This is a genomic window from Nocardia testacea NBRC 100365, assembly GCF_000308775.1.
Taxonomy (GTDB): domain Bacteria; phylum Actinomycetota; class Actinomycetes; order Mycobacteriales; family Mycobacteriaceae; genus Nocardia; species Nocardia testacea.
In genome coordinates, this window is the sequence record NZ_BAGJ01000150.1 from 1 (window position 1) to 16,807 (window position 16,807).

The 16,807-nt window shown below is 68.7% G+C and carries 16 protein-coding genes and 1 tRNA gene; 4 read left to right on the top strand and 13 right to left on the bottom strand.

Annotated elements, in window-relative coordinates; genetic code table 11:
- Nucleotides 1–597, top strand: a 597-nt coding sequence (locus ON38_RS20985; RefSeq protein WP_039826635.1) for a TetR family transcriptional regulator C-terminal domain-containing protein, incomplete at its 5' end; no start/stop codon positions are given.
- Nucleotides 598–652: 55 nt separating this feature from the next.
- On the opposite strand, the gene ON38_RS20990 is transcribed toward ON38_RS20985, so the two are convergent.
- A complete protein-coding gene (locus ON38_RS20990) occupies nucleotides 653–1,909 on the bottom strand; it encodes a serine hydrolase (protein ID WP_245564136.1) in 1,257 nt (418 codons plus the stop codon).
- Nucleotides 1,910–2,127: 218 nt separating this feature from the next.
- On the opposite strand from ON38_RS20990, the gene ON38_RS20995 reads away from it, so the two are divergent.
- A complete protein-coding gene (locus tag ON38_RS20995) occupies nucleotides 2,128–3,675 on the top strand; it encodes an MFS transporter (RefSeq protein ID WP_039826636.1) in 1,548 nt (515 codons plus the stop codon).
- On the opposite strand, the gene ON38_RS21000 is transcribed toward ON38_RS20995, so the two are convergent.
- The 4 genes from ON38_RS21000 to ON38_RS21015 all read right to left on the bottom strand — a co-directional run bounded on the left by ON38_RS21000 (nucleotide 3,640) and on the right by ON38_RS21015 (nucleotide 7,571).
- On the bottom strand, nucleotides 3,640–4,251 hold the full coding sequence (locus ON38_RS21000) for a D-sedoheptulose-7-phosphate isomerase (protein WP_039826637.1): 612 nt from the start codon (nucleotides 4,249–4,251) through the stop codon (nucleotides 3,640–3,642). The two genes, ON38_RS20995 and ON38_RS21000, sit on opposite strands and share 36 nt — an antisense overlap.
- Nucleotides 4,248–4,967, bottom strand: a complete 720-nt coding sequence (locus ON38_RS21005; protein ID WP_051165025.1) for a phosphoheptose isomerase family protein — start codon at nucleotides 4,965–4,967, stop codon at nucleotides 4,248–4,250. The genes ON38_RS21000 and ON38_RS21005 overlap by 4 nt, the downstream gene beginning before the upstream one ends.
- A gap of 727 nt (nucleotides 4,968–5,694) precedes the next feature.
- Nucleotides 5,695–6,180, bottom strand: a complete 486-nt coding sequence (locus tag ON38_RS21010) for a hypothetical protein (protein ID WP_039826638.1) — start codon at nucleotides 6,178–6,180, stop codon at nucleotides 5,695–5,697.
- Between the two features lie 401 nt (nucleotides 6,181–6,581).
- On the bottom strand, nucleotides 6,582–7,571 hold the full coding sequence (locus ON38_RS21015) for a sulfite exporter TauE/SafE family protein (RefSeq protein ID WP_083872947.1): 990 nt from the start codon (nucleotides 7,569–7,571) through the stop codon (nucleotides 6,582–6,584).
- Nucleotides 7,572–7,756: 185 nt separating this feature from the next.
- On the opposite strand from ON38_RS21015, the gene ON38_RS21020 reads away from it, so the two are divergent.
- The gene (locus ON38_RS21020) at nucleotides 7,757–8,794 is read left to right on the top strand and encodes an NADP-dependent oxidoreductase (RefSeq protein WP_039826639.1); all 1,038 of its coding nucleotides are present in this window, start codon (nucleotides 7,757–7,759) and stop codon (nucleotides 8,792–8,794) included.
- A 79-nt stretch (nucleotides 8,795–8,873) separates the two neighbouring features.
- Here ON38_RS21020 and ON38_RS21025 read toward each other — a convergent pair whose 3' ends face one another.
- The gene (locus tag ON38_RS21025) at nucleotides 8,874–9,494 is read right to left on the bottom strand and encodes a DUF6069 family protein (RefSeq protein WP_051165024.1); all 621 of its coding nucleotides are present in this window, start codon (nucleotides 9,492–9,494) and stop codon (nucleotides 8,874–8,876) included.
- Between the two features lie 207 nt (nucleotides 9,495–9,701).
- On the opposite strand from ON38_RS21025, the gene ON38_RS21030 reads away from it, so the two are divergent.
- Entirely contained in the window at nucleotides 9,702–10,943 is a 1,242-nt protein-coding gene (locus ON38_RS21030; RefSeq protein WP_039826640.1) for an amidohydrolase, read from the top strand.
- A 53-nt stretch (nucleotides 10,944–10,996) separates the two neighbouring features.
- Here the strand turns inward: ON38_RS21030 and ON38_RS21035 are convergent.
- The 7 genes from ON38_RS21035 to ON38_RS21065 form a co-directional block, all read right to left on the bottom strand.
- Nucleotides 10,997–11,070 (bottom strand) — tRNA-Leu (locus ON38_RS21035).
- Nucleotides 11,071–11,127: 57 nt separating this feature from the next.
- A complete protein-coding gene (locus ON38_RS21040) occupies nucleotides 11,128–11,682 on the bottom strand; it encodes a hypothetical protein (protein WP_063127931.1) in 555 nt (184 codons plus the stop codon).
- A 5-nt stretch (nucleotides 11,683–11,687) separates the two neighbouring features.
- Nucleotides 11,688–13,166, bottom strand: a complete 1,479-nt coding sequence (locus ON38_RS21045; RefSeq protein WP_039826642.1) for an amino acid permease — start codon at nucleotides 13,164–13,166, stop codon at nucleotides 11,688–11,690.
- A 39-nt stretch (nucleotides 13,167–13,205) separates the two neighbouring features.
- Nucleotides 13,206–14,660, bottom strand: coding sequence for a peptide MFS transporter (locus ON38_RS21050; RefSeq protein ID WP_039826653.1), 1,455 nt, complete (start codon nucleotides 14,658–14,660; stop codon nucleotides 13,206–13,208).
- 101 nt (nucleotides 14,661–14,761) lie between these two features.
- Nucleotides 14,762–15,709 carry a Ppx/GppA phosphatase family protein gene (locus tag ON38_RS37080; protein ID WP_039826643.1) on the bottom strand — a complete coding sequence of 316 codons (948 nt, stop codon included), beginning with the start codon at nucleotides 15,707–15,709 and terminating at the stop codon, nucleotides 14,762–14,764.
- Between the two features lie 120 nt (nucleotides 15,710–15,829).
- On the bottom strand, nucleotides 15,830–16,348 hold the full coding sequence (locus ON38_RS37085) for a DUF501 domain-containing protein (RefSeq protein ID WP_039826644.1): 519 nt from the start codon (nucleotides 16,346–16,348) through the stop codon (nucleotides 15,830–15,832).
- Nucleotides 16,345–16,807 (bottom strand): FtsB family cell division protein (locus ON38_RS21065; RefSeq protein ID WP_039826645.1); only part of this gene is annotated, 463 nt, incomplete at its 5' end. The genes ON38_RS37085 and ON38_RS21065, both read right to left, overlap by 4 nt.

The window sequence follows — 16,807 nt, forward strand, 5'->3', positions numbered from 1 at the left end:
GCCGCACTGAGCGGAAAAGGAGCGACGATCGTGACGGCCGATGAGCACAGCGCCGCGTTCGACGCCGTCCTGGACCTGGTGACCTCGCGCGGGATAACCGAAACCACGCTGCGCCGGGTGGCCGACCATTCCGGCCTCGACGGCAAGACGCTCCGTCGGCGATACGGTAGCCAGTACGGCCTCCTCATGGCCGCCGCCAAGGAACTCGAACTCGAACTCGACCGCCGGCTCGCGGCGGTCGGCAGCGAACCCCGCAGCGACTCGGCGGCCGACCGGCGCGCCTACCTCGAGGCGGTCGCCCACGCGCTCCTGCTCGACCCCGCCGACCGACGGCGCCTGCTACTGCGCACCGAGATCGTCGCGAGCGCCCGGTTGGTGCACGGGATGGAAGTCGAAACAAGGGAAATGGACCGCTCTACCCGCGCCATCGTCGCCGCCGCGCTCACCCGGGCCGGGGTGGCCGAGGTCGAACTGGAAACGGAACGGCTACTCGCCCTGATCAGCGGCCTGGCCTTCGCACTCGCCTATCCGCACGGAGCAGACGAGCGTACAGCCGATCGCGTGGTGCGCCACCACATCGCCTCCATCGTGCACTGACCGCGAGGATCGGGGTGCAGATGTGACGTCCGGGATGTCGGCCCGGACGTCACATCTAGAGCTCGAATATCCGCGCCGCGGGCGCCAGCGGCCGGAATGCGCCCGAGATCTGCGCCACCAGCTGCCAGGGACGTTCACCGTCCACCGAGGATTTGCCGTTGGTCAGGATCGCCCCGCTCAGCCCGCGTGCCGGATCGGCCCAGCCGTACTGCGTGGTGAACCCGCTGCGGCCGAAATGCGCTGTCGTATCGGGTCCGAATTTCGACCGGTGCCCGCCCAGCTCGTAGCCGGCCCGGCTCACCCGCCCCGCCACCCCGGGGACCCGGGGCGCGGGCCGCACCGCGTCGCGCACCGTCTCGGCCCGCATGATCCGGATGCCGTCGAGCTCGCCGCCGCGCGCGAGGATCTCGTAGAACCGGGACAGTTCGGCGGCGGTGGTGACCAGATTCCCCGACGGCAGTTCGGCGGTGAGGAAGGAGCGATTCGACTCCCGGTTCACCGCGTCCGAGGCGAACCCCCCGCCCAGCGCCCGCCCGGCGATGAAGGAGGCGAGCTTCGACGGCGGCGGGCCGGTTTTCACGCTGGGCACCACTGCGTCCACATCCTCGGGGCGGACACCGAGATTGGTCCACCGGAACCCCAGCGGTTCCAGCACCTGTTCGGCCAGATGGTCTTTGAGCCGTTTGCCGGTGGCCCGCTGCACCAGCAGCCGCTGGATGAGCCCGCTGGTCAGGGCGTGGTACACGCGGAACCGTCCGGCCGGGTAACTCGGCTTCAGATCGATCAGGCCGCGCAGGCACAGCTCCTCGTCGAAAACCATTTCGTGCCCGCGGTAGGGGCGGGTCACGAACGGGACACCCGCGGTATGGGTGAGTACGTGTCCGATGGTGATCGCGCCCTTACCGTGGGCGGCGAATTCGGGAATGTAGTTGCTGACCGGATCATCGAAGGCGAACGCGCCCTGCTCGATGAGCATGAACATCACCGCGGCGGAAACGCCCTTCGCTGTGGAGAACCCACAGAACGGCGTCTCCGTGGTCACCGGCACGCGCTCGGTATCCGGACCGTCGCCGGGCGCGTTGCCCCAGCCGTGACCGATCGCCCGGTTCAGGACGATCCGCCCGTTGCGGCGCAGGCAGATCTGGATCGCCGGGGTGGCACCCAGCCGGTACCACTCCTGTACCGAGGCCCAGATCGATTCGATCTCCGCCGGGCTCGGCCCGCCGGGCCCGGCGTCCTCCTCCGGACCGACGGCGGTGATGTCGTCCAGTTCGGCGGCGACCGGGACCAGGAGCGCGGTATCTGCCTTCACACGCCCCAGGGTAGCCATGCGGCCGAGGTGGCGACGGCCGTCGGACGACCCGGCGTGGGCGCGGTCGGGTCGAGCCGCGGGCCCACCACCCACCAACGGTGACCAGGCAGTCCGCCACACCCCGGAGGAAGTGACGGAGATCACCGATAGTCGACCGGGGCAATTGTGCTCTGATCAATAGAAGTAACCGCTTGTTCTCCATCTGCCGGGAGGTGGCCATGACATCGGTGAACACGCGCCTGTCCCGGGCGCACATCTGGTTGCTCACCCTGTCGTCGATGGCCGTCGCGCTGGTCATCGCGGCCATGGCCGCTCTCTACACCGCGCTTCCCGAGATAGCCGCCGATACCGGCGCCACCCAGCAGCAGCTCACCTGGGTGGTCGACGGCTACACCCTCGCGCTGGCCTGCCTGGTCCTTTTCTCCGGTGCGCTGGGCGACCGGTTCGGCCGCCGCATCATGATGGTGCTCGGCCTGGTGGTGTTCTCGATCGCCTCCGCGGTACCACTGGCATTGGACGAGCCGCACTGGATCATCGCCTCGCGTGCTGTGGCCGGGGTGGGCGCGGCCCTGGTGATGCCGTCGACTCTTTCGCTGCTCACCGGCGGGTTCCCGCCCGAACGTCGCGGGGTCGCCGTCGGGCTGTGGGCGGGAGTCGTCTCCGGCGGCGCGGTCCTGGGCATTCTCGGCTCCGGCCTGCTGCTGCAGGTCTGGACCTGGCAGGCCATATTCCTCGCCATGACGGTGGCCGGTGTCGTCCTGGCGATCGCCGGGTGCACGGTCCCCGAATCCGTGGACGACACCCGCCCACCGCTGGATTTCTGGGGCGGTATCACCGCGTCGCTCGCGGTGGGCGCCGTCGTGGTCGGGGCCATCGAGGCTCCGGTGCGCGGCTGGACCGATCCGCTGGTCCTGGGCTTGTTCGGCGCCGGGATCCTCGCCGGCGTCGGGTTCGCGACGGTCGAACTGCGGGTGCCGAATCCGCTCCTGGACGTGCGGCTGTTCGCCGACCGCGGCTTCGGCAGCGGCGCGGTGAGCGTCGGCGTGCAGTTCCTGGTGGCCTTCGGCTACTTCCTGCTGTTCGTCCAGTACATGCAATTGATCTTCGGGTACTCGCCGCTGATGTCCGCGGTGGCGATGGCGCCGATGATCGCGCCGCTGATCGGTATCTCGGTCGTCGCCCCGCGGCTGGCCGAACGGTTCGGCCTGCGCCTGCCGACCTTCATCGGTCTGCTGTGCGTCGGCAGCGCGCTCATCCTGGTGTCCCGGACGGAAGTGGACAGCACCTATCTCGACGTGCTCTGGCCGCTGCTGATCCTGAGCACCGGTCTCGGCCTGTGCACCGCCCCGGCGACCGCCGCGATCATCAACGGCACACCCCCGGAGAAGCACGGAGTGGCCTCCGCGGTGAACGACGCCTCCCGGGAGGTCGGGGCGGCGATCGGTATCGCGATCTCCGGCAGCATCCTGGCCGTGGGTTATGCCGACCGCATCGCCCCGGCGCTGCCCCGGCTGCCCGAAGCGGCCCGCGGCCCGGTCGGTGATTCGCTGGCCGCCGCGCTGGAGGTCGCCGAGCGAGGGGGCCCGGCGGCCGCGCCGCTGGCGGAGTTCGCCAAGGAAGCCTTCGTCCACGGCGCCGCGCAGGCGGCCCTGGCCCTGGGCATCCTCACCGTGGTGATGGCGTTCGTGCTGGGCGCGTGGGCACCCGGGCGCAGGACCGCCCGCGCCGATTCAGCCGCCGACGACGCCGTGCTGATGAACCGATAGCCACAGCGCGTACCCCAGCAGGGCATGCGTCTCGTGGATCCGGTGCGCGCAGCGCGAACCGACCACCAGACAGCGGTCCACCGCCGCATCGCGCCGGAACGCGCCACCGTCGCCGCCGGCGAAACCGACCGTGTACATCCCGCGCTCTCTGGCCTCCATCGACCCGGCCAGCAGATCGGGAGAGTTTCCGCCGGTCGACATGGCGACCGCGATATCGCCGGACTGCCCACGCGCGGCCAGCTGGCGCGCGAACACCGATTCGAAGCCGATATCGTCACCGACCGCGGTGAGTACCGCCTCGTCGGCCGACAGCGACCACGCCGGTAGCGCGATACCGTCCGCCGGCCGGGCGAACAGGTCCGCGAGCGTGGCGGCACCCGTCGCGCTACCACCGTTGCCGAAGGTGAAAAGCCTGCCGCCGGCGGTGAAGCGGCGTGCCATCTCCCGGGCAGCCGCGGCCACCGGTTCCGCGTTCGCCGCGAGCGCCCGCGTCCGCACATCGATGCTCTCCGCGGCCCGCGCCCGCGCGTACGCGGCCAATTCACCGAGCAGCACGTTTGTCTCGTTCGACGTCATCGCTCGTCCTCCAACCCGGCCGTGCTCACCGCCATACCGGCGTGCACCAGCACCAGATCTCCGCGCCGTACCGGTTCGACGAAGGTCGTCGTGACGGTTTCGGTGCCCAGCGGCGTGCGGATACGCGCCGTCCCGTCGCCCAGCGGAGTCACCACCTCACCGAGCCTCCCCTCTTCCCGGGCGAACTCCCGCCGCCGCGGCCCGTGGTCCGGCGCGACGAGGCCGGGATGCGCGAAACACCGCTGGGTGAGCTCCCACAGCAGGTGACAGAGCAGGACCAGATCACCCGTGGCCGAGAGCCGGGAATCCGGGCCGTCCAGCCACAGCAGATGGTCGGCGAGCCCGGCGGCCGGCCGCGGGCCCGACCCGATCCAGATGGTGTGCACACCCCAGGCCGGGCCGCGCACCAACAACGATTTCACCTGCGGCTCGTGCGCGGCGCCGATCGCGAGCACCGTATCGCCGGGGCGGGCCGAAACCCGGGCGGTGTCCACGAGGTGCGGCCCGGTCAGGGCGGCAGCGGGCAGGGCACGCACACCGGTGGCCGCCGGATGCACGAATTCGACGGCGATGTGCTGGGCGTGCGGTTCCCAGGAGGGAGCCACACACCACAGCGTCGCGCCGGCCGCGAACCGCCGGGCCAGCGCCAGCGCCGCGACCGCCAGATCCTCGGCCAGGGCGGGACGAAAAGGCGTGGCCGCCAGTAGGTCGCTCACCACGGCACCACCCCACCGACAGCCACGACCGGGGCTTCACCGCCGTAGTCGGAGCTCTCGCTGATCCGGCCCGGAATGCCCCAACACATCTCGATCCTCCTCCAGCGAACAAAGCGATGACCGAATCATGATGGCGTACCGAAGTTTCCGTTCACCGTCCGTCGTCCGGCCCTATCGGTGCGGTACTACCCGGCTGTTACGAAAATACAAATGGTGGTCGCGCACCATGTCCCTTCACACCGGCCGCGCCGGCTGTCCTCGACGAAGACCCAGCACACGGCGCGCACCGGCAACATGCGCCGGGTGTGACCGCGTAGTTCGTGGCGGCGCCGATTTCGGTCGAACGCTGTACTCGGGGGTTGAGGCTCGTCCGGGAGAGGAGTCACGCTGGGCAGACAGGCTGAATCCTGCTGTCGAGCTGGAGATTTCATGTCGGCGTGATTGATACGGGTGTGCCCGGTTACGGGCGTTTCGGTTCACGGCCGACCCCTCGCCAGCTGGTCCGAACCGGGCGACCTCGTCGTGAGCCGCCGGGTCGACGACATCCTGGCGGACAGCGGGCGACCGCTCGACGCACTCTGGCACGAAGACACACCGTGGTGCTGCGGGCTCAACGCCTGAGGCCCCCCGAACACAACGAGAACCGGCCGGCATTATCCGGCCGGTTCTCGCGTTCCAGGATCGCACGCTGCGCAGCGGTCCGGTGCGGACCGCTGCGGGCCGAGGACTAGTCCTGAGTCAGAGTCAGGGTCCGGTTCTCGGTGGTGTCCTTATGGATCTCGACCTGGCTCATGTCCTCGGCATCCGGGGGCAGGTAGGCGAACGCGGCGGTGATCTCGACCGCACGGTCATCGTAGTAATACGTCATGAGTTCATTGCCGGCGCCGTCGTGAGCATCTGCGACATTCGGTCCCTCGCCGTAGTCGAAGCCCAATGGCACCCTGACCTTCGTCTGCCGAGATTCGCCGTCACAGATCACCCTCTCCAGCCCCTCGTCTTTCATACGGACGGGTCGGCCTTCCGGGCTTTTGAACCGTTCGGACTCGACCTTGACCCACAGGGCGTCGGCCTGGCCGGGTTCGCAGACGTAGGTGATCTCGGCGACGACCCACCAGCTGTAGTCGCCGTGCGCGTCCGGGAACGCTCTCCCGATCCATATGCTGGTCGTTGCGCCGGCCGGTCCGGCCACATTGACCAGTACAGCGGCGGTCAACGCGAGTATCGAAGCGAAAAGTCTTCCACGAACCACTATGTGTGCCTTTCGGTGTCGGCAGATGGTGGGACAGATCCGTCGAGCAGACCGCAGCCTAGACCACACCACACAGCAGTTATGCGTAATTCCTATGAATAGTCCTGCAGGGATGCCGGACACCGTGGCGGCGCAGCGCAAGATTCCGCGATGGACAACGATCGCGAGTCGTCCTCGGAATGAATGGTCGGCGCGAGTGCCGGTGCAGTCGCGCGCATCCGGACCGCCGGCAGGATGCGGCACGGGCCGGTCTCGAAGGCCGGGGCCGATCGCCCGCGCAGCGAAACACCCGGCCACCAGGACGTTTTGTCCGGGCAGCCGGGCGCTGTCCCCTCACCCCTCGGTCGTAACCGGGCGGCGGGCAGCTACCTGACCGGTACCTGCGCGGCGTCCGCGGCGCCTTCGCCGGCGGTCTCGGTGCCGGTCGACGCTGCTGCCACCGGCGCGGCAGCGTCCGCGCCCCGGGTCTCGGTGGCGTCTGCGGCATCCGGAGCCGTCCGGGACTTCCACCAGGCGAAGACGGTGAGCGCGACCGCCACCACGACGATCAGGACATAACCGATCGTGCGGGGCGCACCCTCGATATCGAAGTGCTTGAACAATGTGCGCGCGTTGGTGAGGACCAGCAACCCGCCGACACCGGTGCCCAGCACACCCGGGGTGATCCGGCTGACCAGCCACGCGGCGATCGGTGCGGCGATCACCCCGCCGAGCGCCAGACCCGCGATGATCAGCAGGTTGTCGAAGAAATCCGAGCCGAGCCCCAGCAGGAAGCCGACACTGGCCGAGGCCGAGACGATGAACTCCGAAGCGCTCACCGAACCGATCACCGTGCGCGGCGCGGACCGTCCGGTGGTCAACAGGGTGCTGGTGGTGACCGGGCCCCAGCCGCCGCCTCCGCTGGCGTCGATGAAACCGCCGAACAGGCCGAGCGGGGTCAGGAATTTCGCGGAGTGCGCTGTCTTCTCCGAGGCGGCGAACTCCACCGGCGGCCGGGAGGAGAACCGGACGACCAGGAAGACGCCGATGGCGAGCAGGATGCCGGCGGTGATCGGCGCGGCGGCTTCGGTGGAGATCCGTGACAGTACGGTCGCGCCGAGGAAGGCGCCGATACCGCCGGGCACACCCAGCCTCAGCACCACCTTCCAGTCGATATTGCCGAACCTCCAATGCGATGCCCCGGAGGCCAGGGTGGTCGCGACCTCGGCGAAGTGGACCGCGGCGCTCGCATGCGCGGCACCCGTGCCGCTGAGTACCAGCAGCGTCGTCGCGGTGACGCCGAAAGCCATCCCGAGCGTGCCGTCGACGATCTGCGCGCCGATACCCACAAGGGTGAAAACCAGTAACTTGATCATGACGGTGTGCTCCCCGAACCTGGACCGGAGATCCGAGGGTACGACGTGGTCACGCGGTTGACACGGGTTGCGATCACCGTGAACGCAATACTGCCGGCCTGCCCTGCCGGCAGCCGGTACGGCGCCTCCCGAGGGCGCGGAAATCCAGGCGACACCGGTGGCATTCCTGGGGCACACTGGCCGCCGTGAGCGACCGCACCTTCCGTCAGATGATCCTGCGCGAACGGCCGGCCGCCGGAATCACCGCCGGTACTTTTGCCGAAAAGCGTAGCCACTTCCCGGTATTGGAGAACGGCGAGGCACTCGTACGGGTGGAGTGGCTCGGTATCGACGCCACCCAGCGCACCTGGCTCAACCCCGCGACGACATACACGAACCCGGTCGGGGTGGGTGAGGTGATGCGCGGCAGCGGAGTGGGGCGGGTGGTCGCCTCCCGCGACCCGGCCCTACCGGAGGGGCAGTGGGTCTACGGTGAGCTCGGCTGGCAGGAATACGCCGTGGCGCGTGCCAGTGGCTTGTTCGGCGTGAATCCGGTGCCTCCGGGAATCGACCCCCGTCATATGCTGACCGTTTTCGGCGTGAGCGGGTTGACCGCCTATATCGGCATCACCCAGGTCCTGGAGGTCGCGGAAAGCGACGCGGTGCTGGTCACCGGCGCGGCCGGTAGCGTCGGATCGCTGGCCGGGCAGATCGCGCGGCTGCTCGGGGCGCGGGTGCTCGGCACCGCCGGTACGCCGGAGAAAGTGGGCTGGGTACGCGAAACCGCCCGTTTCGACGCCTGCCTGGACTATCGCGCCGACGACATCCCCGCCGCGCTGCGCGCCTTCGCACCCGACGGCCTGAACGCGGTATTCGACAATATCGGCGGCACCCTGCTGGAGAACGCGCTGGACCACCTGGCCCTGCACGCCCGGATCGCGCTCTGCGGATCGATCTCCTCCGGCTACACCGCCGCCGGCTACGGTGCCGGGCCCGCGAACTATATGCAGCTGGCCTTCCGCCGCGCCCGTATGGAGGGCTTCATCTTCTACGACCACCACGCCGATTTCGCGGCGGCACTGAGCCGGCTCGCGAGCTGGGTGGCGGCGGGTGAGCTGGTCTGGGCCGAGGATGTCGTCGACGGTCTCGGTAACGCCCCGGCGGCCCTGCAACGCCTCTTCGACGGGTCCAACCTCGGTAAACAGCTCGTCCGTGTCCGGCCGGAAGACGCCGCGCCCGACTGAGACCACCCGTATGACGCGCCTGGGTCCCGGGCGCCCCACGACACCCGGGACCCGGCGCGACGGCACCGGACGGAAGAACTCAGTACTGGGACTGCGGGCGCCGGATGATCGCCCCGGACCCGACCCCGCCGAGCAGCGATATGATGCACAACCCCGCGATCAGATTGATCACGGCCGTGGCGATCTTGGCGTCCACCCCGGCGACCAGGGTGAACGGCACCAGCGCCGCCAGCGCGGTGACCAACCCGGTGATCCAGTAGAAGAATTGCATCGGACTCGGCATCAGGGCCAGCAGCAGGTTCAGCAGACCGGTCGCGGCGATCGCGGCGGCACCACCGGCCACGGCGTACGAGGTGGTCGAGACGGTGCCGTAGGCCCCCTCCCCCTCCGGTGAGAGGACCGCGATATTCAGGATGCCGCGCACCAGCATGATCAGCACCACGATCACCAGCGCGACGACGATGGCCGTCCCGACACCGCCCGCCCACAGCCGTCCGACATTGATCTTCGGTTCGTTCGACCGCTCGGTCGATCGCTCGGGCTGATCCGACTGGTACCCGTATTCGACCTGGTGCCCGTACTCCGGCTCCGTCGAGTAACCCTGCTGCTGGGGATAACCCTGCTGGGGGTAGGCCTGCGTCCGAGGGTAACCCTGGCGGTGAGGGTCCTGGCGCCCGTAAGTGTGCGGCGGTTCCGTCATAGGGGGAAAGTACCCCGCCTGAGCTCCGCGACCCACCCGAATCGGGCGCGCATGTCGGACCGTGCACAACACGGGTTCATACCTGGCGGGTGAGGACCGCGATCCGGTGGGCAGGTTCGCTGGAACCGCGGAGGCCGGCGGGCGCCGATTTCCGGAATCCGGTGGACAGGAGTTCGCCATGACCCCACGACGCCGTGAGGGGCAGTGATGCGTAAACACGAAAACGTTCCGGTCGACCCCGGCCTGGCCGATCTGTACAAGGACCTGCACCGTCATCCGGAACTCGGCTTCCGGGAACATCGCACCGCGGGGATCGTCGCCGGCCGGCTGACCCGCCGAGGACTACAGGTGACCACTGGTATCGGGCGGACCGGGGTCGTGGGCGTGCTGGCGAACGGCACCGGTCCCACCGCGCTGCTGCGCGCAGACATGGATGCCCTGCCGGTGGCCGAGGACACCGGGCTCGACTACGCGAGTACCGCGACGGCGGTATCGGGTGACGACACCGTGCCCGTGGCCCACGCCTGCGGTCACGACCTCCACGTCACCTGCCTGCTCGGCGCGATCGATGCCCTGGCCGCCCGCCCCGACAGCTGGCGCGGAACGCTGGTGGCGGTGTTCCAGCCGGCCGAAGAACTCGGTGCGGGCGCGCAGGCGCTGGTGGACGACGGTCTTTTCGACCGCTTCCCGCGCCCGGATGTGGTCCTGGGCCAGCACGTCGCCCCGCTACCGGCCGGCACCGTCGCCGCCCATCCCGGCCCGGCGTATGCCGCATCCGATTCGTTGCGGGTGCGAATGATCGGCCGGGGCGCCCACGGATCCATGCCGCAATCGTCGGTGGACCCGGTGGTCATGGCCGCCGCCACGGTGCAGCGGTTACAGTCCATCGTCGCGCGCGAGATCCCCAGCACGGCCACAGCGGTACTCACGGTCGGCTCCCTGCACACCGGGGACGCGGCCAATGTCATCCCCGGTGCAGCCGAACTCCAGCTCAATATCCGTAGCTACGACGAGGGTGTGCGGCACACCATCCTGGACGCCGTCGCACGCATCGTCCGGGGCGAGGCCGCAACCGCAGGTGCCCCCGAAGAACCCGTCATCACCCGGACCGAGCGGTTCCCGGTCGTGGTGAACGACGCCGTGGCGCTCCGGAAAACCCTCGACGCGTTCACCCCATGGCTGGGCGCCGATCACGTTCTGGACCCCGGCGCGGGCGCCGGCAGCGAAGACGTCGGCATCCTCGCGACGAGTTCGAACGCACCACTGGCCTACTGGCTACTGGGCGGGACGGACCCGGCGCTGTTCACCACCGGCGATATGAGCGACCCGGCACTGCAGAAGGTGCCGTCCAACCACTCCCCGCACTACGCACCGGTGATCGATCCGACCCTCTCCCTGGGCGTGAAAGCACTGGTCACCGCAGCACGCGCCTGGCTCCCCACCGGCTGACAGCCGATATACCCCCGCTTGAAGGAAACAACGATCTACCTGCGGCATAGCAGTGCCCCCAGTGGGACTCGAACCCACACTTGGCGGATTTTAAGTCCGCTGCCTCTGCCAATTGGGCTATGGGGGCGTGCGGACCACACACTACCGACTCGTACACCCGTACCGGAATACCCGTGAGTGGGAGTCACACTGTGGGATCTGTCTGAATCGCCTGGCATGCCTCCACCAGCACGTCGGCTGCCAGCAAACCCGACTCCTCCGCCGCCTCCCGCACCTCATCGGATAATTCGTAGTCCGTGGTCACCGCCAGCAACGCCAGTTGCAGGGCTTCGCCCAGCTGACCGAGCCGGCGGGCGATCACCAGCTCGTCCATCTCCGTGCCCATGTTCTCCCAGCCCACCGGTTGCACCCCGTCGATACGGTAGCGGCGCAGGGTGTCCTCCCCGAGGACCTTCATGAAATCCACCGCCGAGGCCATACAGCGGTTGTTGGCGACCCGGTACTCGGTGCGGTCGGCGATCTTCTCGATGAGGACCGCGACGATGGTCGCGGCGGTGAACATGCCGTCGCATACCCGGGCGGGTGCGGCAACGGGTGGGCCCGGCGGGGCGGTGGCCAGACCGGTGGTCACCGCGTCGATCCATTCGACCACCAGGTCCGTACCGGACGCGTCGTCTCGAACCGGCAGATGCACGGGCTGTATCTCCCGGCGCCGGAACCACCGCCACGATAGACCCATCGCGATCACTCCTGTTCGGAAGCGGACCTACCGACCAGCGAATGCCGTCGGCCGTATGCGAAGTACATCACCAAACCGAGCAGCATCCAGACTACGAAACGCAGCCAGGTCTCAACCGAGAGATTCACCATCAACCACAGGCAGGCCAGCACCGCCAGAATGGGTACCAGCGGCACCAGCGGCACGCGGAAACCGCGCGGCAGATCGGGCCGGGTGCGGCGCAGGACGACCACCCCGATGGAGACCAGCAGGAAGGCGAACAGGGTGCCGATGTTCACCATTTCCTCGAGGGTGCCGAACTCCACGAAACCGGCCAGGATCGCGCACACCACGCCCACCACGACCGTGATCCGCACCGGCGTGCCGCGCTGACCGGTTCGGGCGAGCCAGCGCGGGGTGAGGCCGTCGCGCGACATCGCGAACAGCACCCGGGTCTGACCGAGCAGCATCACCATGACCACCGTGGTGAGACCGGCCAGGGCGCCGATGGAGATGATGTTCTTGGCCCAGGTGGCGCCGTGCAGGGCGAACGCTGTCGCCAGGGTGGCGTCGTCGCCCGCGAGATCGGTGTAGGGGACCATGCCGGTGAGCACGATCGAGACAGCCACGTAGAGGATGGTGACCACGACCAGCGACCCCAGAATGCCGCGCGGGAGATCCCGCTGGGGGTTCTTGGTCTCCTCGGCGGCGGTGGCGACCACGTCGAAGCCGATGAACGCGAAGAACACCAGGCTGGCCGCGGCCAGCAGGCCGTACCAGCCGAAGGTGCTGTTACCGCCGCCGGTCACCCAGGAGAACAGCGACTGCGTCAGCCCCTGGCCCTGCTCGGTGGGCTGCGCCTCCGGGATGAACGGGCTCAGGTTGTCGGCGTCGAAGAAGGTGAGCCCGACAATGATCACCAGCACGATCACGCCGACCTTGATCGCCACGGCGACCGCGGAGACCCGCGAGGACAGTTTGGTGCCGATGGCGAGGAGGGTGGTGAGTACCGCGATCAGTAGTACCGCCCCCCAGTCGAAGGTGACGCCACCTATCTCCACGACCGCCGCGCCCTTGTCGAACACCTGACCCAGGTACTGCGACCAGCCCTTGGACACCACGGCCGCCGCGAGCGCGAACTCGAGCAGCAGGTCCCAGCCGATGATCCAGGCCGCGAGCTCACCGAAGGTGGCGTAGGAGAAGGTGTAGGCGCTACCGGCCACCGGCACGGTGGAGGCGAACTCCGCGTAGCACAGGGCGGTGAGACCGCAGGCGACCGCGGCGAACACGAACGCCAGCGAGACGGCGGGCCCCGCGGTATTGCCCGCGGTGCGGGCGGTCAGCGTGAAGATGCCGGCGCCGATGACCACAGCGACACCGAAGATCGCCAGATCCCAGGCGGTGAGGTCCTTGCGCAGCTTCGTACCGGGTTCCTCGGTATCGCGTATCGACTGCTCCACACTCTTGGTGCGGAACAGCGAGTTGCGGCTGGTCGGCGTCGTCACTGCGGCCTCCTGATCATTGCGGCGCGAGTACCGGGAACGCTAGTGCACTCCCGCCATATATCGGGATATCCACGACGACAGTCCGGCAATCACGACACCCGCCGCGATCGCCACCAGCCCGGTGATCCCGAAATAGGCGAACTCGTCGTCCGGCGAGTAGAAACGTGCCAGCACACCCGACAAGGTGGTGCCCAGCGCGATCGACAGAAAATAGAGCGCCATCATCTGCGCCCGGAAATGCTCGGGGGCGAGCTGGGTGCTCACCGCGAGACCGATCGGGGAGATCAGCAGCTCCGAAACGGCGAACAACGCCATGATGAACAGCACCGCCAGCGCCGGCACCGACCGCCCGGTGGTCCCGGCCAGCGGAACGAACAGCAGAAACGCCGTCCCCATCCCGATCACCCCGAGCGCGAATTTGCGCGGGGTACTCGGCGCCCGGGTGCCCAGTGTCGTCCACAGCGCGGCAAACAGCGGTGAGAGCGTGATGATCCATACCGGCTCCACCGAGCCGATCCAGTTCGACGGCGCGGTCCAGCCGAAGATATTCCAGTTCATCCGTTCGTCGGAGTACACAGCGAGCACGGTGAAGATCTGCTGGAACAGGGCCCAGAACACCACATTGGCCAGGAACAGCGGGACGAAGGCCCGCACCCGGCTCCGTTCCACCGTGCTCACCCGCCGATTGGTGAGCAGAACGGCGAAGTACGCCACGGCGGCGGCGACGATGAGGGCGGTGGTGACATCGGGCAGGTTGTCCACGGTGACCAGTCCGGTCACCAGCACCAGCACGATCACCAGGACCGCCGCGAGCACCACCGCGGCGAGCGGCCCATAGGCGCGACGCGGCAGCGGATCGGCGGGCTCGCGACCGGCGGTGCCCAGATTGCGGCGGAACGCCACGTACTGGGTCAGTCCCAGCGCCATCCCGACCGCGGCCGCCCCGAAACCGGCATGGAAGCCCCACTCCTCCTGGAGCAACCCGGTGAGCAGCGGGCCGACGAAGGCACCGAGATTGATCCCTAGGTAGAACAGTGTGAACCCGCCGTCGACCCGCGGATCTCCCTTCGGATACAGGGTGCCCAGCAGCGCGGACGCGTTCGACTTCAGTGCGCCACTGCCCAGCGCCACCAGCACCAGGCCCACGCCCACACCGGTCAGCCCAGGAATCAGCGCCAGGGCGATATGCCCCGCCATCACCACGACGCCGCCGTAGAAGACGGTCCGCTCCATGCCGATCAGCCGGTCCGATACCCAGCCGCCGATGATCGTGGAGAGATAGACCAGCCCCCCGTACGCCCCCACCAGGCCTACGGCGACATCCTGATCCATCCCGAGACCACCGTCGATGGCCGAGTAGTACAGGTAGTAGCCGAGGATGGTGAGCATCCCGTAGAAGGAGAAACGCTCCCACAGTTCGACACCGAACAGGTTGACGAGTCCGATCGGGTGACCGAAAAAGGTGCGCTCGGCGACTTCTGGTACTTCGGACATGCTCAGACTGTCCCACGCACACTGCTCGGCGCGTGGCATACCGGACCGAACCGATACCGCAGCTTCACGAACCTCCCGCCCCGGTAACGGCGCGGGCCCGGTCAGGCGATGGAGAGCGCGATCCCGTCCAGGATGTCGTGTTCACTGACGACCAGTTCGGCGATCCCGGCCCGCCGCGCCAGCTCCGCCGCCAGCACCTCGGTGATCACTGCGCCACCGCCGATGACATCGACCCGGCCCGGGTGCATGGGGCCGAGCGCGGCACGCTCATCGTGGTTCATTCCGATCAGCCGATCGCACACCGCGTTCAGCTCGGGCAGCGGGATCCGCGCCAGATGCGTTCTCGTCGAATCGTATTCGGGCAGATCCAGCGCGACGGCCGCGAGTGTGGTCATGGTACCGGCCACCCCCACCCAGGTGTGCGCGCCGTCCACCGGGACGTGGGTGAACGCCTCGGTGAGACGCTCGGCCGCGAACTCCCGGGCCGCGTCCACTTCGCCGGCCGCCGGCGGGTTCCCGCGCAGACACCGCTCGGTGACCCGCACACAGCCGATATCGGCGGAGAACGCCGCCTGTACCCCGTCGCTGTCTCCGACCACGAGTTCGGTGGACCCGCCGCCCAGGTCGACCACGACGAACGGCCCGTCTGCCGCCGCCAGCTCGCCGACCGCGCCGGTGAACGACAGCCGCGCCTCCTCGTCACCGGTGATCACCTCGGCGCTCGCGCCCGGCACCACCCGGCCGAGTTCGGCCCGGGTCATCGCGAAGAAATCCTTCCGGTTCGACGCGTCGCGGGTGGCGGAGGTGGCGACCATCCGGACCCGGCTCACCCCGTGCTCGAGCATGAGCGATACATAGTCGGCCAGCGCCACGCGGGTACGTTCGATCGCCTCCGGGTTCAGCTGCCCCGTCGCGTCGACCCCTTTCCCGAGCCGCACGATCCGCATCTCCCGGTGCACATCGGTCAAGGTCGAATCCGCGCCGATATCGGCAATCAGCAGTCGGATCGAATTGGTGCCGCAGTCCACGGCAGCGACCCGGTCGGTCATAGCAACTCCTTCGTAGCCTGTACGTACGGTCCGCGGAACCCGCAGCAAAGGCGGAGGCACCGCCTCACGATCCCTCCCTCGAAGCCGGCACACCCGGCCGGCGCAAGCAGAGGGCTCGCCTCATTCGTCTTCGGCCGCCGCGTATTCCGGCCAGTCCGCCGGGATCGCGCTGCCGCGCAATCCGTTCGCCGCCGCCAGCGCCACCGCCTCGTCACCGAGCGGATTGACTCCGGGGCCCTTGGCCAATGCGTGCGCGATCAGCACATGCAGGCATTTCACCCGGTCCGGCATCCCGCCGCCGGTGAAATCGGTACCCAGCGACTCGATCTCGTCGCGTTCGGCCAGATAGCTCTCGTGCGCGGCGCGATAGGCGGCGGCGAGTTCGGGATCGCGGCCGAGCCGGTCGGTCATCCCCTTCATCACACCCGCGGACTCCAGCCGGCTGGCCTCCGCGGTCAGCCGGGGGTCGGTGAGGTAGTAGAGAGTCGGGAACGGGGTGCCGTCCGGCAGTTTCGGCGCCGTCTTGACCACCGCGGGCAGGCCGTCGGGCGTCCGGTAGGCGATGGCCAGCACCCCGCGCGGTTCGCGGCCCAGTTGTTCGGCGACGATCTGCAGATCTCGGTCGTCGGGTGTACTCACCTGGGTCCTTCCGGCTGCGGCGCGGGTGTTGCGGTTTCGGGGGGCGGCTCGGAAATGCTCCGCCACAGATCCGTGTACCACGGATCGGGTTCGTGCCGGGGTGCCTGCGGATCGGGGATCGCCGGCACTTCGATCCCCGGAACCTGCACGATATAGGGGGTTTCGCCCGGCATCACCAGGCGTAACCGGTCGCGCGCCTCGGAGCGGATATAGGCCGGGTCCTCCTGCTGGGCGCGACGGTCCTTCAGCCGGTCGATATCGGCCTCGAGCGTCCGGCGTTCGGCGGCGAGCTGATCGGCCTCGGCGCGCTGGGTGAAATAGGTGCGCATGGGGACGGCCAGTGTCATCGCCAGCGCGCACACCACCATCGCCAGAATGATCGCCTTACCGGCGGACAACCCCAGGATGGTGCGCTCGGACCAGTCCCGCGCGCCGTCCGCGCCGGCTCTGGTCCGGCGG